The sequence below is a fragment of the Vibrio sp. LB10LO1 genome, from assembly GCF_010092875.1.
Classification (GTDB): domain Bacteria; phylum Pseudomonadota; class Gammaproteobacteria; order Enterobacterales; family Vibrionaceae; genus Vibrio; species Vibrio campbellii.
Map to the genome: position 1 here is coordinate 148,455 of NZ_JAADJW010000008.1, position 25,810 is coordinate 174,264.

Genomic DNA, 25,810 nt, shown 5'->3' on the forward strand with positions numbered 1-25,810 from the left:
AATGACCAAAGGTAGCACTCGGCTACCTTGGTCTTAACTGGGTCCTATTAGCGTTTCACCGCTTCAAGTTTCCAGATGTTGTTCACGTAGTCGCGGATAGAGCGATCTGATGTGAACTTACCAACTAGGGCAGTGTTAAGAATCGCTTTCTTAGCCCAGCCTGCTTGGTCTTTGTATTGTTTGCCCATTTCTTCATGCGCTTTCACATAAGATGCGAAGTCAGCAAGACATAGGTATGGGTCACCGCCATCTAGTAGGCTATCGAATGTAGCGCGTAGTAGGCCTGGTTGACCTGGCGTAAACTCTTCACCTGTTAGTAGGTCTAGAGACGCTTTCAGTAGGTGATCTGCGTTGTAGTAGTCGTAAGGGTTGTAGCCAGCTGCTTTAACCGCTTTCACGCCTTCAACATCAAGACCGAAGATGTAGATGTTCTCGTCGCCCACTTCTTCACGAATCTCAACGTTAGCACCATCCATCGTACCGATAGTTAGGGCACCGTTAAGAGCCATCTTCATGTTACCTGTACCAGATGCTTCTTTACCCGCTAGCGAGATTTGTTGTGAAACGTCTGCCGCAGGGATGATGATCTCAGCCATGCTCACGCGGTAGTCAGGGATGAATACCACTTTCAGCTTGTTACCGATGCGAGGATCATTGTTGATCTTCTCTGCAACCTTGTTCACTGCGAACATAATTTCTTTCGCTAGGTGGTAACCCGGTGCAGCTTTTGCTGCGAAGAAACATACGCGTGGCTCACACTCGAAACCTGGTTCGTTCAGGATGCGGTGGTATAGAGACAGAATGTGCAGCAGATCTAGGTGCTGACGCTTGTACTCGTGTAGACGCTTGATTTGAACATCGAAGATAGCATTAGTATCTAGTTCGATACCCATGTTCTCTTTCACCCAGTTAGCTAGGCGCTCTTTGTTCTCTTTCTTAACAGCCATGAATTCTTTTTGGAATTTCGCGTCTGTTGCGTACTTAGCAATACCTTCTAGCTGCTCTAGTTTCGCTGGCCATTCTGGACCAATTTTCTCAGTGATTAACTTAGAAAGACCTGGGTTACAGAACTTCAACCAACGACGTGGCGTGATACCGTTCGTTACGTTGTGTAGACGAGTTGGGTACATCTCGTGGAACTCTGGGAATAGGTCTTTCTTAACCAACTCAGAGTGAAGTGCTGCTACGCCGTTTACCGCGTAAGAACCAATCACACATAGGTTAGCCATGCGAACCATGCGGTTGAAACCTTCTTGGATGATAGAAAGCTTCGCTTGCTTCTCACCGTCACCAGGCCACATCTTACGAACTTCTTGTAGGAAGCGGTGGTTGATTTCAAAAATGATTTCCATGTGACGTGGAAGTAGACGCTGGATTAGCGACTCTGGCCATGTCTCTAGTGCTTCTGGAAGTAGCGTGTGGTTAGTGTACGCGAATGTCTGAGAACTGATTTCCCAAGCCGCTTCCCAAGTAAGACCTTTTTCGTCCACTAGGATGCGCATTAGCTCAGGGATAGCAATTGTTGGGTGCGTATCGTTAAGCTGGATTGTCTCTTGCTTAGGTAGATCCGCTAGCGAGTAACCTGCTGCTTCGTGGCGACGTAGGATGTCGCGTACAGACGCTGCTGAGTGGAAGTACTGTTGCATTAGACGCAGTGTTTTACCTTTTTCGTGGTTGTCGTTCGGGTAAAGCACTTTAGTGATGTTACCTGCGTCGATCAGCGCGTGCTGAGCTTCGAAGTAATCACCGTTGTTAAAGCTTTCTAGTGAGAATGGTGCAATTGCCTGACATTCCCAAAGACGTAGAGGGTAAACCGTGTCTGATTCGTAACCTACGATAGGTAGATCCCAAGGCATTGCTTTTACAGACATGCCAGGAACCCATTTACGAACTTCTTTACCGTTCTCGTTTACCACTTCAACGTGACCGTAGAAGCCGATTTCTTGCGCAAGCTCAGGGCGAGCCACTTCCCAAGGGTAACCTTCTACACCACGCCATGCGTCTGGTGCTTCTTGTTGGCGGCCGTCTTTGAACGACTGCTTAAATAGACCGTATTCGTAATGCAGGCCGTAACCTACAGTTGGGAATTCTTGTGCTGCACATGAATCCATGAAACATGCTGCTAGACGACCTAGACCACCGTTACCCAGTGACGGGTCGCGTTCTTCTTCTAGAAGGTCTGTTAGGTTGTGACCTAGCTCAGCCATAGCTTCAGTGATCTCTTCGTAAAGACCCATGCTGATTAGGTTGTTACCAGTCAAACGACCGATAAGGAATTCTAGTGAAAGGTAGTTAACGCTTTTCGCTTCTTGGATGCGAGCGTCCGCTTCAGTAGCAAGCAAATCACAAGTCGTAAATTCAGCCAGTGCGCGACCCATTGCTAGGTACCATGCGCGGCTATCTGCATTTTCAATCGTGTGAGCGTAAGTTACAGATAGATGTTTCTTCACGCTTTCTTGGAACGACTTCTTGTCAAATTGTTTCTGTTGAGTAGGTTTCATTAAGAAATTCTCACGTCTTTTAGTAATTCATCTGCCATACATCGTGCATTTCCCTCTGTGAATAAACATCCTCCCATTTGTCCTCCCCACAAGGAGGAGGGGGTAGGGCGTAGAGGGCGTAAGCTTGCAAACTTAGTGATCTAAATCGCAACACAGCAGCCTATCGTCCGATTCTTAGTGATTCGGATCACAGCCACCTAATGGAAAGATTAAAATTTGTTCATGACGTTTTTTATTCACCCTTCTCACTCCATTGTAAAAACTGTCTTATCGATCACATTACGTCTTTTAACATTGATAATTTCTCCTTAATAGATGTGCAACTCTTTCTACATGGGATCAATACCACTGGCTTTTAAGTGACCAAAATCACAAATACAGGGCGTAGTTGATGGCATTTACATCAACTCTCGAGAATTAGGAAGTGGATCAAAGTAAGAGGCATTTCTGATGTCGTAACATCCACAACGACTCGCAAGCTTGTACACTTTTTATACAAACTAGAATTTAGTGGTGTGAGTCAATTTCTAGTTTCGCTAGCTTAAAAAATTTAAGGACAGAATTAATAATGTGGATTCCATCAAAACTTACTCGCCCTGGCCGCTTGCATAATGCGATCGTCCGCCCGCGAGTATTGGACTTACTACAACAAGCGCCTTACTACAAACTGGTACTGTTTCGCTCGCCAGCTGGTTACGGGAAAACCACCATGGCAGCACAGTGGCTATCAGATAAACCGAATGTGGGTTGGTACAGCATAGATGACAGTGACAACGATGGTTTTCGCTTCGTCAACTATTTGCTGCAAGCTTTAAACAAAGCCACCAACTACAACTGTTCCAACGCACAAAAATTGGCTGAGAAACGTCAGTTCTCTTCTTTACGCTCTTTATTCAGCGAAGTTTTCGCTGAGATGGCGGATTTTCAGCACGAGTGCTATGTCGTTTTAGATGACTACCATTTGATCACTAACGACGAAATTCACGAGTCAATGCGCTTCTTCCTAAAGCACATGCCAGACAACCTGACTGTGGTGGTCACTAGCCGTGCGGCGCCACCATTGGGCACTGCGAACCTTCGCGTCCGTGATCTGATGATTGAAATTGGCAACGAAATGTTGGCGTTCGATACCGAAGAAACCACTCGTTTCTTTAACCAACGCATTGCCGATGGCATCGATGAAGATATGGCCAATAACCTGCGCACTTACGTAGAGGGCTGGCCATCTGCACTACAGCTAATCGCACTGCAGGCGCAGCACCAGAACCGCACACTGGCACAAACCGTAGAATCGGTGTCTCAGTTTAACCACGCGCATCTGTGGGATTACCTCGTAGAGGAAGTCTTTGACCTTCTCGACCAAGAAACCCGTCATTTCTTAATGCAAGTGTCGGTGCTTGACCACTTTAACGACGAGCTCGTGTTTGCCCTGACTCAGCGTGAAGACGCGCTAGGCATGATTGAATCACTCAACCGCTTCGGCTTGTTTATCTATCCATTAGAAGGTGAGCAAAACTGGTTCCGCTTCCATAACCTATTTGGTGAGTTCTTGTCTCATGAACGCCTTGCTCGCATTCCTCAACAAGAAAAAGACCTACACCGAAATGCCGCGGTTGCTTGGCTTAAACAAAAGGCCCCTCATCAAGCGATTCATCACGCCCAAAAGTCCAACGACACCGACCTGATCGTAGAAATTTTGAATGAGTTCGGCTGGAAGATGTTCAACCAAGGCGAGTTGACAACCCTAGAGTCTGCCATCAACCAACTTGATAAAGATCTGCTGTTCAGCCATCCGAAATTATCGATGTTGCGCGCTTGGCTAGCGCAGAGTCAACACCGCTATAACCAAGTAGGCAAACTGCTAGCAGAAGCAGAAGAAGAGCACAAAAAGCGTAATATTGAGATCGATTCTGGCTATCAAGGCCAAGCAAATGCCCTACTCGCTCAGGTCGCGATCAACAGCAACCAACCAGAGCACGCATTAGAACTTGCCGAGCTTGCCTTAAGTCAGCTTGACCCAACCGTATACCGCAGCCGTATTGTGGCTACGTCGGTCGTCGGCGAAGTTAACCACGTATTAGGCAAACTGGATCGCGCATTGCCAATGATGCAGCAAACCGAAAAACTGGCGCGCCAGTATCAGGTTTACCACCAAGCGTTGTGGGCAATCTTGCAGCAAAGCGAAATCATGATCGCCCAAGGCTACGTTCAAGCCGCATTTGAACTTCAAGATTCAGGCTTCCGTCTGATTGAAGATCAGCAACTTCAACACGTTCCTCTTCATGAGTTCTTGTTACGTATTCGTGCGCAGGTATTGTGGTGCTGGAACCGTTTGGATGAAGCGGAAGAATGTGCGTACAAAGGCCTGCAAATCCTAGAAAACCACTCACCAAGTAAACACTTACACAGCTACTCAATGTTGGCTCGCATTGCCATTGGCCGTGGTGAGTTGGATAAAGCTGGCAAATTCATCGAACACATCCAGCATTTGATGAAGCAATCCACTTACCACGTTGACTGGACAGCAAATGCCTCACTTTCTCTGATCTTATTCTGGCAAGCGCGCGGCAATACAGAAGCGATTCAAGAATGGTTGAACACCGCCGTTCGTCCTGAATCGGCATGTAACCACTTCCAACAGTTGCAATGGCGTAATATTGCTCGTGCTCATATCAACCTTGGTCAGTATGATGAAGCGCGCGAAGCACTGGACTTTTTACAAAGCGAAGCTCGCCGTACGAATTTGGTGACGGATACGAACCGTAACTTGGTTGTCGAAGCCATCTTGGCAGCACGCCAGAAAGACGAAGAGCAAGCCAAAACACTGCTGAAAGAAGCACTGGTCATGACAAATCAGACAGGCATGGTAGGTAACTTCTTAACTGACGGCGCAACCATTGGTGGTCTGCTAGAGAAGCTGAGCTTGCGTCATGAATTGGGCGATCTAGAACGCCATCGTGCGCAACAGTTGATGAAAGACATTTCATCTAACCAACGCAGCCGTTCTATTCACTTCGATGAAGACTTTATCGAGAAGCTAGTCAATCACCCGAATGTACCAGAATTGGTTCGTACTAGCCCACTGACTCAACGCGAATGGCAAGTACTTGGCCTGATTTACTCAGGCTTTAGTAACGAACAAATCGCACAAGAGTTGGATGTCGCAGGCACAACAATTAAGACTCACATTCGTAACTTGTACCAGAAGCTCAACATTGCCAACCGTAAGGAAGCGATCGTAACAGCGGAAAACTTATTGCAACTAATGGGTTACTGATTGGATTAAGTAAATAAGTGGTGAACACAAGGGTTGGCGTTATGCGTCAGCCCTTTTTTATTACTCAATAATCTTTGAAAAGTGCAAATTGCAAAGCACGTAGGAAACGTTGTACATATATACCCAAGTAACCTCGAGATGCTAGGTTTTCAGCGAGAATGACTTGGTTTGTAGACGCGGCGGCGATTTAAAGGTTTAGTGGGTCTAAATCAAGAATCGGCAACAAAGTATACAAGCCAAGACCCTTACTATTTGTAAAGAGTGCCCTTCGGGAGCGTGTCATTGACTCGATTGCTGCGTCAAACAACTTGGAAAGAGCTAGCTATTACACGGCGTTGTTTTCCTTGCCCCCGAATCAATGACAACGCTCTGAATCCTGCATTTTGAAGTCACTTGGGTATATTACAAACAAAAAAATAGCCAACCGCAATTAGGGCGATTGGCTTATGTATTTTGTGAACAATGTGTATTCACTAACAACGTCAGTTGGCTAGGTGACCCTCGGCTTAAGAAGGGTCGAAAAGAATTATGCATTAATCATGCCAATTTGAAAAGCACTATTTTTGGGCACAAGATCTCATATCAAATCTTGTTACATCCTCAACTTTTGCATTATGCAAAACCAAAATGCAAAGCGCAATTGCAAGACGCAAACTGGTCACATAAGTGATAAATAAATCATCAATTAACCAAATTCACCAGAATTATCGTTTGCCCTAGGCAATTTATACCATTTGTCGATTTTTATATTTCAACGTCTTTGTCGTCCAATCTCGCTTATCTGCCTGTTTTGGTTTGTTGAAACTCGCAACTTCACCCGAGATGTTCTGATAAGCAATCATTTCGATATCTTCAGCAGCACTATTTCATACTTTTTTGACATCAATGTTTGTATACTCACTGCCATCAACATGACTTAGTACTTGAGAAATGAACTATCTAATCACCTACTTTAAAGGAATGGCTATGGGTGCAGCTGATGTTGTCCCTGGCGTATCAGGCGGCACCATCGCATTCATTACCGGCATTTACGACACGCTGCTAGAAAGCATTCGACGTATTAACCCATCACTTTTCTCGATTTGGAAAAAAGATGGCTTCAAAGCCGCATTTAGCCACATTAACGGCTTCTTCCTGATTTCATTGTTTGCAGGCATCTTCACCAGCATCGCAACTCTGGCCAAACTGATCAGTTGGTTACTAGAGACCCATCCAATTCCGATTTGGTCATTCTTCTTTGGTCTGATTTTGGTGTCGGTTTACCACATCATTCGCCAAGTAGAAAAGCGCGATGCGATTCGCTTTGTCGCACTATTAATTGGTGTTGGCTTTGCTTACAGCATCACGGTGCTAAAACCACTTCATATGGAACCAACGGCGATCAACACCATTCTTGCTGGTGCCATCGCAATCTGTGCGATGATTCTACCGGGCATCTCAGGTAGCTTTATTCTGCTGTTGATTGGCATGTACGCACCTGTTTTAGGCGCAGTGAAAGGTTTCCAAATTGATATCCTTGCGCTGTTCCTTGTTGGCTGTGTGGTCGGTCTGTTGTCTTTCTCTCATCTGTTATCTTGGTTACTCCGCAAGTTCCGCGATGTCACTCTGATGTTCCTAACAGGCTTGATGATCGGTACGCTGCCAAAGATCTGGCCTTGGAAAGAGACGCTAACATGGCGTACAAACTCGAAAGGTGAACAAGTACCATTGCTAGAGCAAAACCTGTCACCGTTTGAGTTTGAGCACATCACGTCTCAACCATCACAACTGGTGTTAGCCGTTATCATGATGCTAGCTGCTATCGCGCTGGTGCTTGGTTTAGAGAAGTTTGCAGATTCAAACAAGTAGAGCAAAATCACTGTTTAAACATTTAGGAAGCGGAGCCATTGGCTCCGCTTTTTTTGTTTACGCTTTACAAAAAAAAAAGTTTCAAATAGATCGGGATAGTGCACAATTTGTTGAAGTTACGAGTTTTCCTACATCCCATCTGTGCTAGGATGCTGGCAATGTTAAGTGATAAATACTGAATCTTAATGAAAGTGTTACAAATCGCAGGGATAGCCGTTGCACTGGTTGCTGGCTTTTACGCGCCTACCCTGTTCAAAAACTTCTCTTCAGCGCCCGAGCCTAAGTCGCTCGATGAATACTGTTTCCTCTCTACTGAACCTTGCATCCAACATGATGTTGCGATGACGCTTAGCGTCGATACTGCTCAACCTCTGATCCCAGCTCAGCTCGAAGTCGAATGGCAAGACAGCGAAGCGGATCAGCTCGTATTAAGTTTGGTTGGTCGAGAAATGGAAATGGGCGAGCCAAAATTCATGCTGAAGAAAGTGGCGCCGGGTAAATTTGTGGGCGATGTGACATTGCCCGTTTGTACACAAGATTCAATGACGTGGGTTGGTGAGCTTTCCGACGGTAAAGACACCATCTACCCAGCCCTCAAAATGCAAAGATAAGGAATAACTATGAGCCGTAACTGGTCTCTTTTTCTCGTGGTTGCTTTCGTTCTCGGCTTTGGTACTAAAACGTATCTAGACGGCCAAAAAGAGGTAGAGAAAAAACCGCAACAAGTCGCTACCGAACAAAGCGTGTTGTTTGGCGAAGGCGATAAACCTGTCGATATCTTCGACACTAGTGATGATCGAATTCGTATTGTTTACTTTGGCTTTACGCGCTGCCCAGATGTGTGCCCAACCTCATTAGCCATGCTAGCCGGCGCTCTCAACCAAATCGACGATGCACAAAAAGCACAGTTGCGTCCGATGTTCATCTCACTTGATCCAGAACGCGACGAAGCAGATGCATCCGCTAAGTACGCCCATTACTTCCACCCAATGATTGAAGGTCTGTCAGCGCCACTTGATGTGACCACCCCACTTGCTCATAAGTACGGTGTCATTTTCCGTAAAACAGAGCTTGAAGGCTCGGAGCTGAAATACACACTCGACCACAGCTCTTACTTCTATTTCTTGAAGCCTGACGGCACACTCATCACCAAAGTGCCGCATACCTTAACGCCTGCGCCAATTGTCGAGGCAATAACCAAACTGACTGCAGAAGGAAAAACCAATGAAAGCTAAGCATGCAATCAAAACGTTGGCACTCTCCGCCCTACTTCTAAGCCCTTTGGCGCAAGCAAATCTCAACGTGATGCCACATGAGCCGTATGCACGAGCCATGGCGCCAGGTGCGGTCACTAGCGCTGTGTTTGTGACCTTTGCTAACCGAAGCCAAGAAGACATCAATATCGTTGCAGCGGAAACCCCAGCGGCAGGAAAAGTCGAGCTACACGATGTGATTAAAGAAGGCGATATGATGAAGATGCGTCAAGTCGACCACATCACGCTAGCGGCAAAAGGGACCACCGAGCTAAAACCGGGCAGTCTACACATCATGCTATTCGATCTTAAGCAGCCGCTTAATGAAGGCGACGAAATCGAAGTCACCGTGACTTACGACAACGGTCAGAAACAAAGCTTTACCGCACCGGTCAAAAAAGTCACGGCGGGAATGAAAAAGCACGAACATCACCATTAATTGTTGATCGGAAAATCAATTCAAAGCTCCTCCAACGTGAGGAGCTTTTTTATACCTCTATCTTTTCCCTAAACAGCTATCAGAAACCATCTCTCAAGTAATCAATGCAAAGTTTTATGTCCTAAATCAGCGCGAAGCAGCCTCCGCTGAGATATAAACAAGGCTTTGCTGCCAAACGAGTTTCTCGCGATGTTAAAAGCCCTTTCTCGCGCCTTCAAAATGCTGACGCAAGTGAATCCAAATCTAGAACAAGACGTCGACACCATCATTGACGCTATCGGTGGCATGGATAACTTGGTGGAAACCGGTGCTTGCGCGACAAGATTACGCCTAACTCTAAAAGACACCTCTATCGTGAATCAAAAAGCATTGAAAGCACACGGGGCACATGGTGTGGTGATCATTGATAAACAACATATCCAAATCATCTACGGCGTAAAAGCCAACACCTATTCACAAGAGATGGAAGAACGTCGAATAAAGCACGTATCGCTCTAAAAAAGCGCAAAGGAGTTGTAAGAATCGGAGCACAGTCGCTATACTCCGGCCGTTAACTCACCAACTAAGAGGAAATATGATGATTGTAATGAATAACACTAACTGGGCAGTGAAAGGGTAAACGTCCAACTTTTTTCTCGTGGCTAAGCCACAACTCCTCCCTTCTTTGCCCGGTTTTCACCGGGGTCAGCTCTATGCGAATTAGACCCTAATGCGATTTGTATTAAGGCGCTTTGTTGCGTCTGGGATAATTCAACAATGAATAAAACACATTCTTTTTGTGAAACACTACTAACTCAGCCTAACCCATTAAAGCGATTAGGTTGGAAACCATTTTTTCAACAACAACTGACGTTAGACGATTACGAGAACACGCTTTTCGCGCGAGTGATTGCTCACCATCGTAGTGGTTACGTTGTGGTTAGCGAACAAGGTGAAACTCACTTACCTATCCAAACATCATTACCCAGTATGACCGTTGGCGATTGGGTAATATTAAACCACCAGCAGCAGTTCTCTCGTTTACTCGAGCGTCGCAGCTTATTTAGCCGTAAAGCCGCAGGTAGCAAGGTCGCTGAGCAGCTTATCGCCGCCAACATAGACACAGTATTTATCGTTTGTTCACTCAACCACGACTTTAACCTGAGCCGCATTGAACGTTACTTATCACTCGTTAATGAAGCCGACGTCGAGCCTGTTATTGTGCTAACGAAAGCAGACTTATGCGAGGATGCTGACGAACTCAAGGCTCAAGTACAAAGACTCGATCCGCTGCTTATGGTGGAAAGCGTGAATGGTCTGGACGAATCGAGCGTTGCTACGTTGATGAGTTGGTGCGGCGAAGGTCAAACCGTCGCGTTCATCGGCTCTTCAGGAGTAGGAAAGTCCACCTTGGTGAACACTCTACTTGGCGAGCAAGAACAAGCGACAGGTGGTATCCGTGAAGATGACAGCAAAGGTCGACACACTACGACCTCTCGTTCAATCCATCTACTGCCCTCTGGTGCAATCCTCATGGATACACCAGGAATGCGTGAGATCCAGTTGGCAGATAGCGAAACAGGGGTCAGCGAAACCTTTGCTGATATTGAAGCGCTAGCAGAAGACTGCCGATTCAATGATTGCCAACATCAAACCGAACCTGGATGTGCGGTTCAAGCCGCGATTGAAGGTGGTTCATTGGAGTCGCGCCGCTTTACTAACTATCAAAAGTTATTACGCGAGCAAGCTCATAACGGTGCAACACTTGCAAAACAGCGAGCGCAGAACAAACAGTTTGGCAAAATGGTACGTAGCGTGGTCGGCGAAAAGCGCAAACGACAACAAGGTTACTAGTTTGTTAGCAGTACGTAATCAATAGAACAAAGGAGGCTAAGGCCTCCTTTTTTAATAACTTACTGAAAAATCATCATTCATACTTTGCCATACAAAGCAACACAAAAGACCAATAACGATAACATTGAGCAAACATTTAAACTAAGAACAAACTAAAACTAGACACAAAATATTACCAAGCTAAGATATGTGATATTCAGCAAGAAAATAGCTGAATTTATAAATACAGGATAATTGATAATCAGGACGTCTTAGCAACGCAATAACAAGATTCAGCCCCCTTAACGCAAGGGAATATTACGCCGTGTGATGACTGAATTTGCGCTGTTGCTGAGGCAAAAAATTGCAGGAATGATGTATGCAAATGCAACACAACAGTCTCGTTGCCCGATACGCTCGCGGTAACCTCGTTCTCCAAATCCTTGTCGGTATCGTCTTTGGTATCTTGCTTGCAACGATCTCACCAAGCCACGCTGAAAGCGTTGGTATGCTGGGTAGTCTATTTGTAGGTGCGCTAAAAGCGATTGCTCCAATATTGGTATTCATCTTGGTTGCTGCGTCTATCGCGAACCAAAAGAAAAACCAACACACTTACATGCGTCCAATCGTAGTTCTTTACCTAGCGGGCACTTTCTTTGCAGCATTAACCGCAGTGTTACTAAGCTTCCTTTTCCCGACCAATCTAACGCTAGTAACAGGCGCTGAAGGTGCAACGCCACCACAAGGTATCGCAGAAGTTCTACAAACCTTGCTGTTCAAACTGGTTGATAACCCAGTAAACGCGCTAGTAGAAGCTAACTACATCGGTATTCTTGCTTGGGGCGTGGGCCTTGGTCTTGCACTTCACCACGCATCAGCAACGACAAAAGCGGTATTCGAAGATCTAAGCCACAGTGTTTCTCACATTGTTCGCTTCATCATTCGTCTTGCGCCTTTCGGTATCTTTGGTTTGGTTGCATCAACGTTTGCTACAACAGGCTTCGGCGCACTAGCAAGCTACGCTCACCTCCTAGCGGTACTACTAGGCTCAATGATGATCATCGCGCTAGTGGTTAACCCAGCGATCGTGTACTTCAAAACCAAAGAAAACCCATACCCATTGGTGTTCCAATGTCTACGTGAAAGTGGCGTAACGGCATTCTTTACGCGTTCAAGTGCTGCGAACATTCCTGTGAACATGAACCTATGTAAGAAGCTAGACTTAGACGAAGATACGTACTCAGTGTCTATCCCACTAGGCGCAACTATCAACATGGCAGGTGCAGCAATCACTATCACTACCCTAACGCTAGCAGCGGTACACACTATGGGTATCGAAGTTGACCTAATGACGGCAGTACTACTAAGTGTTGTTGCAGCGGTATCAGCGTGCGGCGCATCTGGTGTTGCAGGTGGTTCTCTACTGCTTATCCCACTGGCGTGTGGTCTGTTTGGTATCTCAAACGACGTAGCAATGCAGGTTGTAGCGGTTGGTTTCATCATCGGTGTGATTCAAGACTCGGCTGAAACAGCGCTAAACAGCTCAACAGACGTTATCTTCACTGCCGCTGTTTGCAAATCAGAACAGAAGAAAATTCAGTAAGACTTGAGTATCTGTAAGATATAAAAATAGAAAGGGGAGCTAACGCGGCTCCCCTTTTTTGTGTAAACGCCAATTAATACCGCCACACCAAATTAACTCTAAATGCAAGAGGAGCAATATGCTCCTCTACTCATACTTTGATCATACTTCAACTTTGCGTCAGGATTTTCTGAAATACGCAACTTGCCCTTAAATTTTCGAAAATCGATGCGTAGAATCCCGCCCTGTTATGCGTATGGTTGAGTTGTACATAGGGTAAAAAACCAATGAGATTGTTGTCTGGATTCTCGTCAAAAGAGTGGCTTTTTACAGCCGTGGTGCTCGGTGGTTTAACCGCTTATGCCGTTTATCACTCCAAGCAACGTACTTCTGATGCTCGCACAGCCGCCATCCAAGTGATCTTCGCTGACATGCAGTATCACGTTTCTATTCTGAATCAGAATGCGAAAGCCTTTAAGCAAGACCACGGGGCCGATCAGTGCGTTTTAACCGCCGCTGGGTATCAAGAGTTTTACAATGGCTACCCAGAAACCCAAAGTGAGTGTGGTGAGCAAGTTGGATTTTTCGACAATCTGACCATCACTGATGAGATGAAACAAGCAGACTTGGTCTTTATCGAAAACAATCGTTATTCAATTGTCGGTTACGGTAATGACGAATCACCAGAGGCACTGATGGCAGGAAAATGCTACGCCTATTACCGAATGGATGGAAAAGGCATTGATGGACACAGCTTTAAGGTTGATACCTCCCGCTGTTAGGGCAGACTTAACGCTGTATAGAACAGGGTATAGAAATCAAAAAGGGAGCTAAGTGCTCCCTTTTTACTGCTTACAGCCTGAAATTACGCTTGGCTGAGTGTCACTTCTTCCAATGGGAAGTGCGCGCTAGGCTCAACGAACTCTTGTTGTGCTGCAATGGTTTGCAGTTCCCATTCGCCCGCTTGGTAAGTTGCGTTAAGTACGCCATAGCAAGCATCATGGCAGTGTTGGAACGCTTGTTTTGGCGTCCAACCTTTCAGCAAGCCAGCAGTGAAAATCGCCGAAATCAAATCGCCAGCGCCTACGGGTGCTTTAACAAATTCAAAATGTGGACGCTTCGCTAGGTAAGTGCCTTCTGACGTCGCAAGTAGCATGTTGAAGCTGTCATCTGACAGGCAGTAAAGGTGCTTCACCAACACCACTTTAGGGCCTTTTGCTAGCGCACGCTGACAAGCGTTAATCGCGTCATCCAACGTATGAATTTCCATCTCAGCAAATTGGCTTAGTTCGAACTGGTTAGGTACGATCACATCCGCCATTGGCATTAGACGATTCAACAAGTTTTCTGCGATACCCGGCGCCACAATACAGCCTTTGTCTGGCGCGCCCATTACTGGGTCACACACGTAAAGCGCTTCCGGATTTGCTTGTTTAACTTTAGTGACGGTATCTTCTACTGCCAGACATTGCTCAGCACTTCCTTGGTAACCGGTCAGAACGGCTTGGCACTTTTCTAGCGCACCAATATTGCCAAGACCACGAACTAATTCGCTGATGTCATCAGCCGAAAACGCGCGACCCGTCCAGCCTTCTTGATACTGGGTGTGGTTAGAAAATTGAACCGTGTGAATAGGCCACACTTCGAAACCCATGCGTTGCATTGGGAAAACGGCACTGCTGTTACCAGCGTGACCAAAAGAAACATGAGATTGTATAGAGAGGATACCTTGCATAGTACCAGACCTCTTCTTGTTGTTATCAATAGTTCAAATACAGCGGCGAGCGCCAGATTTGCGAAACCAGTAGTGTATCCGACAAACCAAGATTCTCTAACTCAATTCTAGCCTTCTTCGCTGGAATCGTTTGGAGAGCTGGTTTTCAGTACCATTTTCTTAATTTCCATTTTGTCTTTATTGAGCGCAATTTCGAGGGTGTCCCCTTCCCTTATCCCGAGCTCGCTCAGGATCACGCTTGGAATGACTACGACGGTATCGTCACCGATCTTAACAGGTTGGCTAATCATCTTTCGTCCCCCAATTGTCGAAAATGAGTTTTCACGTTGTGAGTGGTGTTGTTTCCTTAACTTACTGAATGGATAAAAAGCAAAAGAGCCTTCCACACCGCGTATGGGAAGGCTCGATTGAAAAAACTAGTTCACGAGAGGTTCATGCTTAGAAGCAATCAGGCCGTACGCACTCCAACCTAGGAATGTAACGATTGAACCCCACATCATGGCTTCGTAGCCAGAGCCGTACAACGCATAGAAGCTGTATAGAGAACCGACTAACGCAATGATATTCGTTGTCTTCATTTCGCGCTCAGGCACGTGCGCCACTTGCTGCATGATGAAGATTGCGCCCATACATAGGATGTAAGGAATAACGTTCGTCACTACCGCGAGGTTAACCAGCGCTTCAAATTGCTCGTTCAATGTTGGCGAGATAGTCATTAAAGAAAGCACCGATTGGATAACCGTGATGGCCACCATACCTTTGATTGGTGTGCCGCGTTTATCAACTTGTGAGAACAGTTTCGGGAAGAAGCCTGCGTCTGAAGATGATTTGAATACGGACGCGATAGTGAACTGCCAACCCAGTAGTGAACCTGCACAAGCAAGAACCGCCATGCCCGCAACCACTTTACCAGCCGTAGAACCTAGCATCACTGTCCATACTGTTGAGAATGGCGCTGTAGAGGCAGCAAGTTCAGAGTTCGCTACGATACCAGAACAGATGTTGGTTGAAACAATGTAAACCACTGCCGCAATCAGCGTACCGCCCAATACTGCGATCGGTACGTTCTTCTCTGGGTTTTCTACTGCTTCTGAGTTCGCACAAGCCGATTCAAGACCTAGGAATGCCCAAAGTGTCATCGCGATCGAAGCACTTACCGCTTCACCAAATGGTAGGTGGTGTGGGTTCCACGCTTCTACGTACATGGTTGGGCTGAAGTAGAACCAACCAACAATACCCAAAGAACACACAGGAAGGATAACGCCCCAGACCGTAAACGAACCGATTTGACCGGTGATCTTCGCACCACCAAAGTTAGCGAAGGTACAAATCCAAAGGATAGCGATGGTGTACAGACAGGTTTCGACTGGCGACAAGGTCACTTCGAAGAAAGCCGAGCCATAACCGACACAGGTAATCGCAATCGCAATGTTGGCAATCAACAATGACAAGCCATAGGTCCAACCCGCCATAAACGCACCCGATTTACCAAACGCGTACGACGCATAACCGTTCATACCACCGTCACGTTTGCTAAAGCGACCACATTTTGCAAACACATAAGCCAATGCCAATGAACCCGCCGCAGTAATCAGCCAAGATAGAATCGAAATCGTGCCCACTTGCGCCAGCTTACTTGGCAGCATAATGATGCCCGAGCCAGCCATGTTAATGAATGTCAGAATGGTTAGCTGCACCACCGACATTTTTTTGGTTTCAGTACTCATAAATTATTCTCCACGAATAAACGGTTCGCACCGCGACAACCAAGTCACGATGCGAACGGGGTAGATTAATCTTTAAGGGCGTAGCAATGGGCGGTGGTGCGACCATTGACGTCTTCTAGGTACACACCTTGAATCTCTGGTGCGAAGCCTGGGAATCGGTTGATGCCTTCTTCTAGAGATAAGAAGTAATCGACCACTTGTTGAGTCCAGATTTCGCCCGTGATCACACAGATAATGCCTGGAGGGTAAGGAAGCGCACCTTCTGCTGCGACACGACCTACCGCTTCTTTCAGAGGCAAGTAATCACACTCGCCGCGGAAGTATTTGCGTGTTGCCACATCTGGTTTGTGCACCATAGTTGGGAAGTATTCGCTACGGAACATCGCTTTTTGTAGCTGTTTCACATTCAGCTCTTTATACATGTCATGCATTTCCTGACATAGCTGACGGATGGTGTAGCCGCGGTAACGCTCTTTGTTCGCTTCATAGACGCGAGGAAGCACGATGTTTAGCGGCGCGTCATCACGAATGAATTTTTCGAAGCGGTTAATTTGCGCCACAAGATGACGGATCTTACCCATATCCTCTGCTGGAGTGAGAAGGAATAAGATAGAGTTCAAGTCACACTTCTCAGGGATGATGCCGTTCTCACGTAGGAAGTTAGCCAATAACGTTGCAGGAATACCAAAGTCTGCGTAGCTACCATCTTCAGCAATACCGGCTGTAGTGAGTAGCAATTTACATGGGTCAACGAAGTACTGACCTTCACCGTAGCCTTCAAATTTATGCCAGTTTGCGTCTGGCTCGAACATGAAGAACTTCTTATTAGTTGCGATAAGATCGGTGTCGTAACTGCCCCATGGTTGACCATCCACTTGGTCAGGAATGAACGGACGAATCAGCTCACAACTTTTCAGGATTTCTTTACGTGCTTCGATACCAGTCTTAACCGCATCACGCCATAGGCGCAGACCCGCTTCACCATCGTGGATCTTCGCGTTCACATCCAATGCTGAGAACAGCGCATAGAATGGTGAAGTAGACGCGTGCATCATAAACGCGTTGTTGAAGCGTTTATGGTTACAGTAGCGAGCCTGACCTTTGATATGGTGGTCTTTTTTGTGGATTTGCGAGGTTTGAGAGAAGCCTGCTTGTTGCTTGTGAACAGACTGAGTCACAATCACACCCGCATCTTCTGGTTTCAGATCCAGTAGCAGTGGAGAACAGTCTTTCATCATAGGAATGAACTGCTCGTAGCCCACCCATGCCGAGTCGAATAGGATGTAATCACATAGATGACCAATCTTATCCATCACGTAACGTGCGTTGTAGATGGTACCGTCGTAAGTACCCAATTGGATGATCGCAAGACGGAATGGACGTTCATCACGAGCACGCTCTGGTGACACTTTCGCGATTTGAGCACGGATGTATTCTTCATCAAAACAGTGCTCATCCATACCACCGATAAAGCCCCAAGGGTTACGTGCCGTTTCTAGGTAAACTGGCATACCGCCCGCTTGGATCAATGCACCGTGGTGGTTTGATTTGTGGTTGTTACGGTCAAACATCACCAAGTCACCCTCGGTTACTAACGCGTTACAAACCACTTTGTTTGAAGCCGAAGTACCGTTAAGTACGAAGTAGGTTTTGTCTGAGTTGAACACTTTTGCTGCGTGCGCTTGAGCTTGGTGAGCAGAACCTTCGTGGATCAGCAAGTCACCTAAATCAACGTCCGCGTTACACAAGTCACTACGGAATAGGTTTTCACCGAAGAAATCGTAGAACTGTTTACCCGCTGGGTGTTTTTTGAAGAACTGACCGCCTTGGTGTCCTGGACAGTCGAATGCAGAGTTGCCCATTTCCACGTAGTGAGTCAATTGTTTGAAGAAAGGTGGAAGTAGGCGACATTCGTATTTGGTGACAGCCTCATTGATTTGGCGACCGTAGTATTCGATTGACTGTCTTTCCAAATCGATAACGCCGGTTAACCATACGTAATCTTCTGCTGAAACTGGGTTTTCATCTGTTACTAAGAAAACCGGAATGCCATAACCCGTTTCAGAAATAATTTTGTGTAGACCAGCCTTAATATCTGCAGAAGTAATAATTGCAGCGCCAACGTCAGTTAATTCGACGTGCTCAAGTGGTTTTAAAGTTCGGTTAAATTGCTCATCCAAAGATTCAGATAATAAACTGAAGTCTTCTGGCATGTAATTACTAACACCGATAATTAAACGTTTCATTTGAAATATCTCTTATTTGTTCTGTAAAGACGACAAGCACAGATATTACAAGTGAAATTAATATTTAAAATTCAAAAAACAAATTTCGTGATTATTCGTTCATAATTAAAACTCTTATTTTCTCGAAATAAAATTTCGCGATCTTTATCACTTTCCTTTCGATAAGCCAATGATATTGAATTTTGGTTTAAATTGAATTCAGGTGAAGAATTATGTGACCTCACCAGTTATTATTAAAAAAGGAATCAAAAGAAAATAAAATTTTGCGATTTTCATCACTCTATATTTAACTAGATTGATTTATTAGCAATAAAAAACACAATAAATACGCTTATATTTAACAAGTTATAAACTATATACCCAAGTAACTTCAAGATGCAGGATTCAGAGCGTTGTCATTGATTCGAGAGCAAAGAAAACAACGCAGTGTAATAGCCAGCTCTTTCCAAGTTGTTTGACGCAGCAATCGGGTCAATGACACGCTCCCAAAGGGCGAGCTGCCTTGGCTTGTATACTTTGTTGCCGATTCTCGATTTAGACCCACTAAACCTTTAAATCGCCGCCGCGTCTACAAACCAAGTCAGTCTCGCTGAACCTAGCATATCGAGGTTACTTGGGTATAAACAAAAAGCCATCAACATTTCTGCTGATGGCTTTTCACGTTATTGTTTTTTCTTTGGTGCTTTCTTCGATAAACGTAGAGAGCCAGTCTAATCGAACAAATGGCTATCGAGTTTAACGCCGTTATTCGACCACAATTGATACCGTTTCACCGCGTTACCTGACGAATACATGGTGTGCTTGCAGTCCATACATTCGACAAAATACAGGCCACTCATGCCAGCCATCACATGTAGCCTTCGGCTATCACAGCGCTTACACGACAAGCGTTGCACCTTACTGTTTACATCGACACGGCGAGCAAAGTTAAGCGTTTCATGGGAACACAAGGCATCCATCGCACTGTCTTTAAACGGGTGCTCACTAAGCAAGTGATTGATGGCGTAATCGTACACCGGGGGAATCGATGTTTTGCCGTTCTCTATATTGGTTATCTTAGCAACGGAAACACCCAACAAAGATGCAAATTCCACTTTGCTGTATTCCAAGATAAACCTAGAAGAGATGAACTTATCTGCACTAATGATTCTCAACATACACAAATCTCTAATGGACATAAAAAGAGCATGACGTTGCCCCTTTATGTTGAAAAGGATAATAACAGGTTGCTTCTTACTGTATTTATACGCAGAGTGTGCGCTATTTTTATTTTTTGGTATATTGCGCTTAATTTAGTTAAAGATCAACAGACACTAATTGAAACCAAAAATAGAAATTAAGATTTAGTAATATAAAACTTAATACCAAATATTAGTTAAATTAATGAGTGTCATTAGAAAAACACAATTTAAGCTAACAAATTATTTTCATAGCTATAGTACGAGCTAATCAATAATAACGGATTTGAGCTTAATTCATGTATTTGCAGCAAGGGGGGATTTCCCTCTATTTATCGGTTTATATAAGAATAGATTGGTGGCAAGTAAAATTCTGTTGAAGCTTTGCATAAAGATCACTCAACAATTATGCAAGCGATAGAATAAAGAAGAATTTGAGTGATAAAAAAGCCTCACGAATGAGGCTTGTTGAGATTCTGTGGCTGTAAAAAGTTTTGCGTAAAATCGAGCACTTCTTTGGAAGGTTGTTTCGGTGGAGAAGCAAACTCTTGTTGAACAGGCATCTCCGCTTCAAAGTTCAACTCTGGAGTGTCACCGAGGAGGCTTGCTTCATCATGATGTTCCTCACTGAGCAGCTCGTTTAGCTCCTCTTCACCAGGGAAGTAAACTTCACGCTTGTAGACCTTGTTCAATGCACGAATAATGGAATGCTTCTTCACAACACCAGACGCTAACTTTCTTTGTAGCGGCTTAGCGATTGATTGTAAGCCAACCACCACATCGACACCGATGTTGCTGGCAACCTCATCGCGCACAACTCTCGCAGGCTCATACCCCATGTTCGCAGACAAGAACAACCAAACGTAAGCAATCGCGTTACCTGTTTTGCCCGTGTCTTTCCAAGCTTCACCAGCATGATACATGGCCTCTGCACTGCCACATTCTGCTGCTCGTTCTAACCAGTAGCAGCCTTTTACCATGCTCTTCTCAGTACCAATGCCATTGAGGTAACAAAGGCCAACTTGGATTTTGCCATCCGCACTGTCTTGTTCTGCGGCTTTCATAAACCAAAATAAGGCATCTGCTAGCTGACCTGATGTATTTTCTGGTGACAACTGCCACTCACCCATATATAGCATGGCTGGAATACAGCCTTCATCAGCAGCTTCTTCGATTAATTGGTGACCTTTGGGAATGTTTTTCTCTGTACCACGCCCAAATACGAGCGCTTTACCAGTGGCAAACTTTGCCTCAACATCCCCCTCTAAGCCCGCAATCGCCGTGCGCCAAAAGTTGGCTTGCTCTCTTAAGATCACGTCTTCACGCATACGCTCTGCCAAACGAACGACACCGTACATGCCGGTAACGTTATCCAGTTTGGCGGCTTTGTCGTACCAATACAGAGCTTGCTTGATGTTTTCTCGTTCCGCTTCTTTTGCTAAATAGAGAATGGTCGGCACATGGCCCGTTTCCGCCTTAAACGCACGTTCTTTACGTTCTTGCTCTCGCGCTTTTTGCATCGCCTTTCGATACGCCGCCTCGCGCGCTTTCCTCTCAGCTTCGAGGCGTTGTTTACGCATCGACAGCGAGATCATCCAAACAAATATCAGGATGAGTGAAAGGCCAGTTGCTGCAATAGCAATGCCCATACTACTCATAAACCGCCTCTTTAGGTCAGAGCCCATCGTGGCTTCCCGCTTTGGGAAACCTTCAAAATTCTTAGTGATTGTGCGACTGCATTAACCACAGCACGCAACGCTCTATTATATAACGACCAATCGAGTAAAATCTGAAGTTTACTGGTCCCGAATGGTGGCTTTTTCGTTAATATCACTGCCACTTATTTTTAGATAAAAAATAACACCCCAAATTTTATAGAAATGAGTCACAGTTTTGGGGCTTAGATATTCTCATCCCCTATCATCCCCCCTTTCTCCTCCTATAAAAATTTACATCATTAGGCTGTGCTCGATATCTCACTATGCGACAGATTTATTATTTAATTTGTGAACAAAATCTACTGTGATAGAAAATTTTCACTTGTAAAAAACTTAACGGCCTGCTTTCACATTTTGCTGATAGTTCAGTGTATTAGCATCTAGTTGAACATTTCCTTTTCGGCATTTTGCCAACCTATTATCAATTCAATAACAATGGATTTGTAAACGTGGACAATAAAACATTTAAATTATCAGCGATCGCCAAAACCGTTCTGCCTTTGATTTCCGTAGCGGTTATCAGCGGTTGTGGCAGTGATAGCTCTAGCGATGACACAACGAACCCGGGCTCTGGCCTACACCCTGCGGGAGAGAACGAAGTTGTCATCTATTACAAACGTGACGTAGCATCAGCTTCAACAGCAAACGACTACGATGGCTGGGGTCTGCACCTTTGGAATGGTGAAGGCTGTACCAGTACTGACCTAGAAGCAATGGGGATTGCTGATGGCGGTACAGACTGGGCATCACCACTTCCATTCGATGGCATCAGCGACACTTACGGTGCGTACTACGTGCTTAAAGTCGATCCAGATGCGTCTGACCCACATAACTGTATGAACTTCATTCTGCACAAAGGCGACGAAAAAGCCTTCGGCAGCGCAAACTCTAAAGTGGAACTGACCAAGCTAGGTGAATCACAAGGTCTATTCGGCTTCCATGGCAGCAGCGAGCTTTACTACGAGCCAATCGAAGAACGCCCAGTAGACATCGATGGCCAAAAAGCCCACTGGTTAGACGCTGAAACCATCGCTTGGGAAGCGGCAGGTAGCGCTGACTCAATGAAGCTTTACTACAGCTTGACCAATGACATCAAGATGGATGAAGACAAGCAAATCACTGGCGGTACAGCGGTTGAGCTGACAAAAGCTGGCGACTTGTCTGATGAACTAAAAGAGCGCTTCCGTCACCTTGCTAGCCTACAAGCTGCGGGTATTGACGTGAATGCCGAGACACTACGTACGATTTTGAAATCACAAATCGTAATGGTCGCTTACAATGCCGATGGCGATGTGACTTCAGCTACTGAAGTACAAAAACCAGGCGTGCTTGATGCCGTATTTGCAGATGAAGATGCAGGTAATGCAATCAGTGAAGAGTTGGGCGCAATTGTTGAAGGTAGCGCGGCAACATTCAAACTTTGGGCACCAACAGCGCAAGACGTTGACCTAATCATCTACGATGCGAACTTTGCGGAAGAAGCGACAGTTGCAATGACTGAGAACCCAGAAACAGGTATCTGGGAATCGGAAGCGCAAGGCAACGTACTGAACAAATTCTACCGTTACCAAGTGAAGGTTTATCACCCAACGACTGGTGTTGTTGAAACTCGCCTAGTGACTGACCCTTACTCGCTAAGCTTGTCGCAAAACTCAATGTACTCACAAGTTGTCGATCTAGACAGCGCTGCGTTGAAACCAGCAGAGTGGGATAACTACGACCGCCCAACGGTTGCAAAAGATGAAGACCACGTTCTTTACGAATCACACCTTCGTGACTTCAGCTTTAGCGATACTAAAGGCACGCAATCTCTAAACGGTAAGTACCTTGCACTGACAGAGCCTGAGCGTGAGTCAGTTACTCACCTTCAAGCACTGAAAGACGCAGGTCTAACAACACTTCACATTCTTCCAGCGTTCGATATTGCAACGGTTGACGAAAACGCAGCAAACCGCGTTGATATCACCGATACCGTGGGCAAGCTATGTGGCATCAAACCAGCGGCTTCAATCTGTGAAACAGAAGACGACGCTAAAATCATTGAAGATGTACTAAACAGCTACGATCCAGCAACGGGTGCAGCACAAGCACTGATGAACGATCTACGCATGCTAGACAGCTTCAACTGGGGTTACGACCCATTCCACTACACTGTGCCAGAGGGCAGCTACGCGACCGATCCAAACGGTTCTAAACGTATCCTTGAATTCCGTGAAATGGTTCAAGCGACACACAAAATGGATCTGAAGCTGGTGATGGACGTGGTGTACAACCACACTAATGCATCGGGCGTAAACGAAAAATCTGTCCTAGATAAGATCGTCCCAGGATACTACCACCGTCTGAATGTGAACACGGGTGGCGTTGAGAACTCAACTTGTTGTGACAACACAGCCACTGAGAACTTGATGATGGGTAAACTGATGGTTGACTCATTGCTTGTGTGGGCGGACGACTACAAAGTTGACGGCTTCCGTTTTGACTTGATGGCACACCAACCAAAAGACTTGATGGAATACGCTCTGGAGCGCGTTAAACAAGTCGATAAAAACACGCTATTCTACGGTGAAGGTTGGGACTTCGGTGAAGTAGCAAACAACGCTCGCTTCGACCAAGCAACACAAATCAACATGGCTGGCACTGGCATCGGTACCTTCTCTGACCGTCTACGTGACGCGGTTCGTGGTGGTAGCCCATTCGATGGCGGTGTGGACTCTGAAGGTAAGCACCCACTTCGCTTTAACCAAGGCTTTGGTAACGCAGGTTACCCGAACGAAGAAACGAAGACAGACGCAGAAGCGGTAAACGGTCGTCTACACAACCAAGACTTAGTACGTCTAGGTATGGCAGGTAACCTAGCAGAATTCGTTCTTCTAGACTTCGAAGGTGAGACTAAACTTGGTAAGAACGTAGACTATAACGGTGCGCCAGCGGGTTACACTAAGATCCCTTCTGAGAACATCTCTTACGTATCTAAGCACGATAACCAAACGCTATGGGACAACAACGCGTACAAGATCGCGACTGGCACTTCATCTGCTGACCGCGCACGTATGCAAACTGTGTCTCTATCTACGGTAATGCTTGGTCAAGGTATCCCGTTCATCCACATGGGTTCTGAGCTACTGCGTTCGAAATCAATGCAGCGTGACTCTTACGATTCAGGTGACTGGTTCAACCGCGTTTACTTCGACGGTAACGACAACAACTGGAACGTCGGTCTACCTCGTGAAGACAAAGACGGTGCAAACTGGGAGTTGATCAAAACTATCGTTGCTGACAGTACTGCGATGCCAAACACTGACGATATCGAGCTAACTAAGCAACAATTCCTAGAACTACTGACTATCCGTAGCTCAAGCGAACTGTTCCGTTTAGATACTGCTCAAGAAGTCATGAACCGCGTTGACTTCCGCAACGTAGGCAAAGACCAAGTGGAAGGCTTGATCGTCATGTCTATTGATGACGGTGTATCAGCAGGTAAAGATCTTGATACCAACTACGATGCAATCGTGGCAGTAGTGAACTCAACATCAGAAACGAAATCGTTCAAAGTTGGAGGTGCAACTGGCTTCGAACTGCATGAAGTTCAAAAAGACTCTGCAGATAGCCGTGTGAAAGGCGCAAGCTTCTCAGGCGAAACCTTTACGGTTCCAGCACTAACAACAGCAGTATTTGTTCAACCACAAAACGGCGCTCAAGGTGCAGGTCTACCAGTAAACACTGACAACAAAGACGTATCGAGCATTCCTCCTTACGGTGAAACCGTCGTTTACGTTAAGGGTACAATGAACGATTGGTCGGACAACAGTGACTGGGCAATGACCTTCATCGGCAACGGCATGTACTCTGTAACTGGCGTTCTTGAAGCTGGTGAACACGAGTTCAAATTTGCGGACTCTGGCTGGGCAAATCCAAACATTGGTTGTGATGCGGCAGAGCAAGCGTCTGGTTCACTAGATTTAGGCTCAGAAGGTAACTGTAAGTTGTCAGTTGCTGAAACAGGTAAGTACAACTTCACTCTGAACGCACTACACGCTCAAGATGAAAGTGTAGAAAAGCCTGTTGTATCAGTGACTAAATCAGCGGATGCACCAACGTTCGGCGAAACAGCACTTTACCTACGTGGTGATGTAACCGATGCAAGCTGGGCAGCACTAGAGACAGCAAAATTCAGCTACGTTGCGAATGATGTTTACTCTTTAGACATCGATCTAAAAGCGGGCACATTCGATATGAAAGTAGCGAGCTCTGACTGGGCAGATGCAACCAACTTTGGTGGTCAAGGCGCGATTGAATTTGGCACACCACTGACTATGGAAGCGGGTGGCTCAAGTGGCAACATCAGCATCACACTAGCAGAAGATGGAAACTACAACTTCCACTTCAACGCAGCGGATAAAGCAGCGCCAATCGTGACGGTGACTCAGAACTAAAAACAGTAGGCACAATTACGTGCTAGTTTGGGGAGGGTAAAACCTCCCCTTTTTTGTG

The 25,810-nt window shown here is 45.8% G+C and carries 17 protein-coding genes; 10 read left to right on the top strand and 7 right to left on the bottom strand.

Translation table 11 applies throughout. The features are described from left to right. Nucleotides 1–47: 47 nt before the first annotated feature. A complete protein-coding gene (locus GXP65_RS08250; RefSeq protein ID WP_162092519.1) occupies nt 48–2,501 on the bottom strand; it encodes a glycogen/starch/alpha-glucan phosphorylase in 2,454 nt (817 codons plus the stop codon). A gap of 568 nt (nt 2,502–3,069) precedes the next feature. Between GXP65_RS08250 and malT the strand changes: the two genes are divergently transcribed. The 9 genes from malT (at nt 3,070) to GXP65_RS08295 (ending at nt 13,494) form a co-directional block, all read left to right on the top strand. Then, entirely contained in the window at nt 3,070–5,778 is a 2,709-nt protein-coding gene (malT, locus tag GXP65_RS08255) for an HTH-type transcriptional regulator MalT (protein ID WP_005429257.1), read from the top strand. Nucleotides 5,779–6,708: 930 nt separating this feature from the next. Next, nucleotides 6,709–7,626: a DUF368 domain-containing protein gene (locus GXP65_RS08260; RefSeq protein WP_005429253.1), complete on the top strand. Its 918-nt coding sequence runs from the start codon at nt 6,709–6,711 to the stop codon at nt 7,624–7,626. Between the two features lie 185 nt (nt 7,627–7,811). Further along, the gene (locus GXP65_RS08265) at nt 7,812–8,237 is read left to right on the top strand and encodes a hypothetical protein (RefSeq protein WP_005429251.1); all 426 of its coding nucleotides are present in this window, start codon (nt 7,812–7,814) and stop codon (nt 8,235–8,237) included. A gap of 9 nt (nt 8,238–8,246) precedes the next feature. Then, the gene (locus GXP65_RS08270) at nt 8,247–8,861 is read left to right on the top strand and encodes an SCO family protein (protein WP_005532504.1); all 615 of its coding nucleotides are present in this window, start codon (nt 8,247–8,249) and stop codon (nt 8,859–8,861) included. Continuing rightward, a complete protein-coding gene (locus GXP65_RS08275; protein ID WP_162092520.1) occupies nt 8,851–9,318 on the top strand; it encodes a copper chaperone PCu(A)C in 468 nt (155 codons plus the stop codon). Before GXP65_RS08270 ends, GXP65_RS08275 begins: the two co-directional genes overlap by 11 nt. A 189-nt stretch (nt 9,319–9,507) precedes the next feature. Further along, nucleotides 9,508–9,816 carry a PTS glucose/sucrose transporter subunit IIB gene (locus tag GXP65_RS08280; protein ID WP_162092521.1) on the top strand — a complete coding sequence of 103 codons (309 nt, stop codon included), beginning with the start codon at nt 9,508–9,510 and terminating at the stop codon, nt 9,814–9,816. Between the two features lie 258 nt (nt 9,817–10,074). Next, a complete protein-coding gene (rsgA, locus tag GXP65_RS08285; RefSeq protein WP_162092522.1) occupies nt 10,075–11,151 on the top strand; it encodes a ribosome small subunit-dependent GTPase A in 1,077 nt (358 codons plus the stop codon). A gap of 364 nt (nt 11,152–11,515) precedes the next feature. Then, nucleotides 11,516–12,733, top strand: coding sequence for a serine/threonine transporter SstT (gene sstT / locus GXP65_RS08290; protein WP_105066466.1), 1,218 nt, complete (start codon nt 11,516–11,518; stop codon nt 12,731–12,733). A 266-nt stretch (nt 12,734–12,999) separates the two neighbouring features. Continuing rightward, nucleotides 13,000–13,494, top strand: a complete 495-nt coding sequence (locus GXP65_RS08295) for a type IV pilin (RefSeq protein ID WP_162092523.1) — start codon at nt 13,000–13,002, stop codon at nt 13,492–13,494. A gap of 83 nt (nt 13,495–13,577) precedes the next feature. On the opposite strand, the gene pdxY is transcribed toward GXP65_RS08295, so the two are convergent. The 6 genes from pdxY to GXP65_RS08325 all read right to left on the bottom strand — a co-directional run bounded on the left by pdxY (nt 13,578) and on the right by GXP65_RS08325 (nt 21,256). After that, the gene (pdxY, locus tag GXP65_RS08300; protein ID WP_162092524.1) at nt 13,578–14,447 is read right to left on the bottom strand and encodes a pyridoxal kinase PdxY; all 870 of its coding nucleotides are present in this window, start codon (nt 14,445–14,447) and stop codon (nt 13,578–13,580) included. A gap of 107 nt (nt 14,448–14,554) precedes the next feature. Next, nucleotides 14,555–14,737: an AbrB/MazE/SpoVT family DNA-binding domain-containing protein gene (locus GXP65_RS08305; RefSeq protein ID WP_020195607.1), complete on the bottom strand. Its 183-nt coding sequence runs from the start codon at nt 14,735–14,737 to the stop codon at nt 14,555–14,557. Nucleotides 14,738–14,863: 126 nt separating this feature from the next. Continuing rightward, a complete protein-coding gene (potE, locus tag GXP65_RS08310; protein WP_005437812.1) occupies nt 14,864–16,174 on the bottom strand; it encodes a putrescine-ornithine antiporter in 1,311 nt (436 codons plus the stop codon). Nucleotides 16,175–16,239: 65 nt separating this feature from the next. Beyond that, nucleotides 16,240–18,420 (bottom strand): ornithine decarboxylase SpeF, encoded by a 2,181-nt coding sequence (gene speF / locus GXP65_RS08315; protein ID WP_162092525.1) that lies wholly within the window; start codon nt 18,418–18,420, stop codon nt 16,240–16,242. A 710-nt stretch (nt 18,421–19,130) separates the two neighbouring features. Further along, entirely contained in the window at nt 19,131–19,577 is a 447-nt protein-coding gene (locus GXP65_RS08320; protein WP_009706527.1) for a helix-turn-helix transcriptional regulator, read from the bottom strand. A 473-nt stretch (nt 19,578–20,050) separates the two neighbouring features. After that, on the bottom strand, nt 20,051–21,256 hold the full coding sequence (locus GXP65_RS08325) for an SEL1-like repeat protein (RefSeq protein ID WP_162092526.1): 1,206 nt from the start codon (nt 21,254–21,256) through the stop codon (nt 20,051–20,053). Nucleotides 21,257–21,765: 509 nt separating this feature from the next. Between GXP65_RS08325 and pulA the strand changes: the two genes are divergently transcribed. After that, the gene (gene pulA / locus GXP65_RS08330) at nt 21,766–25,752 is read left to right on the top strand and encodes a pullulanase-type alpha-1,6-glucosidase (protein WP_162092527.1); all 3,987 of its coding nucleotides are present in this window, start codon (nt 21,766–21,768) and stop codon (nt 25,750–25,752) included. The last annotated feature ends 58 nt before the right edge of the window (nt 25,753–25,810 follow it).

Bases quoted from the DNA above. Each gene is read 5' to 3' on its own strand.
- GXP65_RS08250 (WP_162092519.1), bottom strand. From the start codon at position 2,501: ATGAAACCTACTCAACAGAAACAATTTGACAAGAAGTCGTTCCAAGAA.
- malT (WP_005429257.1), top strand. From the start codon at position 3,070: ATGTGGATTCCATCAAAACTTACTCGCCCTGGCCGCTTGCATAATGCG.
- GXP65_RS08260 (WP_005429253.1), top strand. From the start codon at position 6,709: ATGAACTATCTAATCACCTACTTTAAAGGAATGGCTATGGGTGCAGCT.
- GXP65_RS08265 (WP_005429251.1), top strand. From the start codon at position 7,812: ATGAAAGTGTTACAAATCGCAGGGATAGCCGTTGCACTGGTTGCTGGC.
- GXP65_RS08270 (WP_005532504.1), top strand. From the start codon at position 8,247: ATGAGCCGTAACTGGTCTCTTTTTCTCGTGGTTGCTTTCGTTCTCGGC.
- GXP65_RS08275 (WP_162092520.1), top strand. From the start codon at position 8,851: ATGAAAGCTAAGCATGCAATCAAAACGTTGGCACTCTCCGCCCTACTT.
- GXP65_RS08280 (WP_162092521.1), top strand. From the start codon at position 9,508: ATGTTAAAAGCCCTTTCTCGCGCCTTCAAAATGCTGACGCAAGTGAAT.
- rsgA (WP_162092522.1), top strand. From the start codon at position 10,075: ATGAATAAAACACATTCTTTTTGTGAAACACTACTAACTCAGCCTAAC.
- sstT (WP_105066466.1), top strand. From the start codon at position 11,516: ATGCAACACAACAGTCTCGTTGCCCGATACGCTCGCGGTAACCTCGTT.
- GXP65_RS08295 (WP_162092523.1), top strand. From the start codon at position 13,000: ATGAGATTGTTGTCTGGATTCTCGTCAAAAGAGTGGCTTTTTACAGCC.
- pdxY (WP_162092524.1), bottom strand. From the start codon at position 14,447: ATGCAAGGTATCCTCTCTATACAATCTCATGTTTCTTTTGGTCACGCT.
- GXP65_RS08305 (WP_020195607.1), bottom strand. From the start codon at position 14,737: ATGATTAGCCAACCTGTTAAGATCGGTGACGATACCGTCGTAGTCATT.
- potE (WP_005437812.1), bottom strand. From the start codon at position 16,174: ATGAGTACTGAAACCAAAAAAATGTCGGTGGTGCAGCTAACCATTCTG.
- speF (WP_162092525.1), bottom strand. From the start codon at position 18,420: ATGAAACGTTTAATTATCGGTGTTAGTAATTACATGCCAGAAGACTTC.
- GXP65_RS08320 (WP_009706527.1), bottom strand. From the start codon at position 19,577: ATGTTGAGAATCATTAGTGCAGATAAGTTCATCTCTTCTAGGTTTATC.
- GXP65_RS08325 (WP_162092526.1), bottom strand. From the start codon at position 21,256: ATGAGTAGTATGGGCATTGCTATTGCAGCAACTGGCCTTTCACTCATC.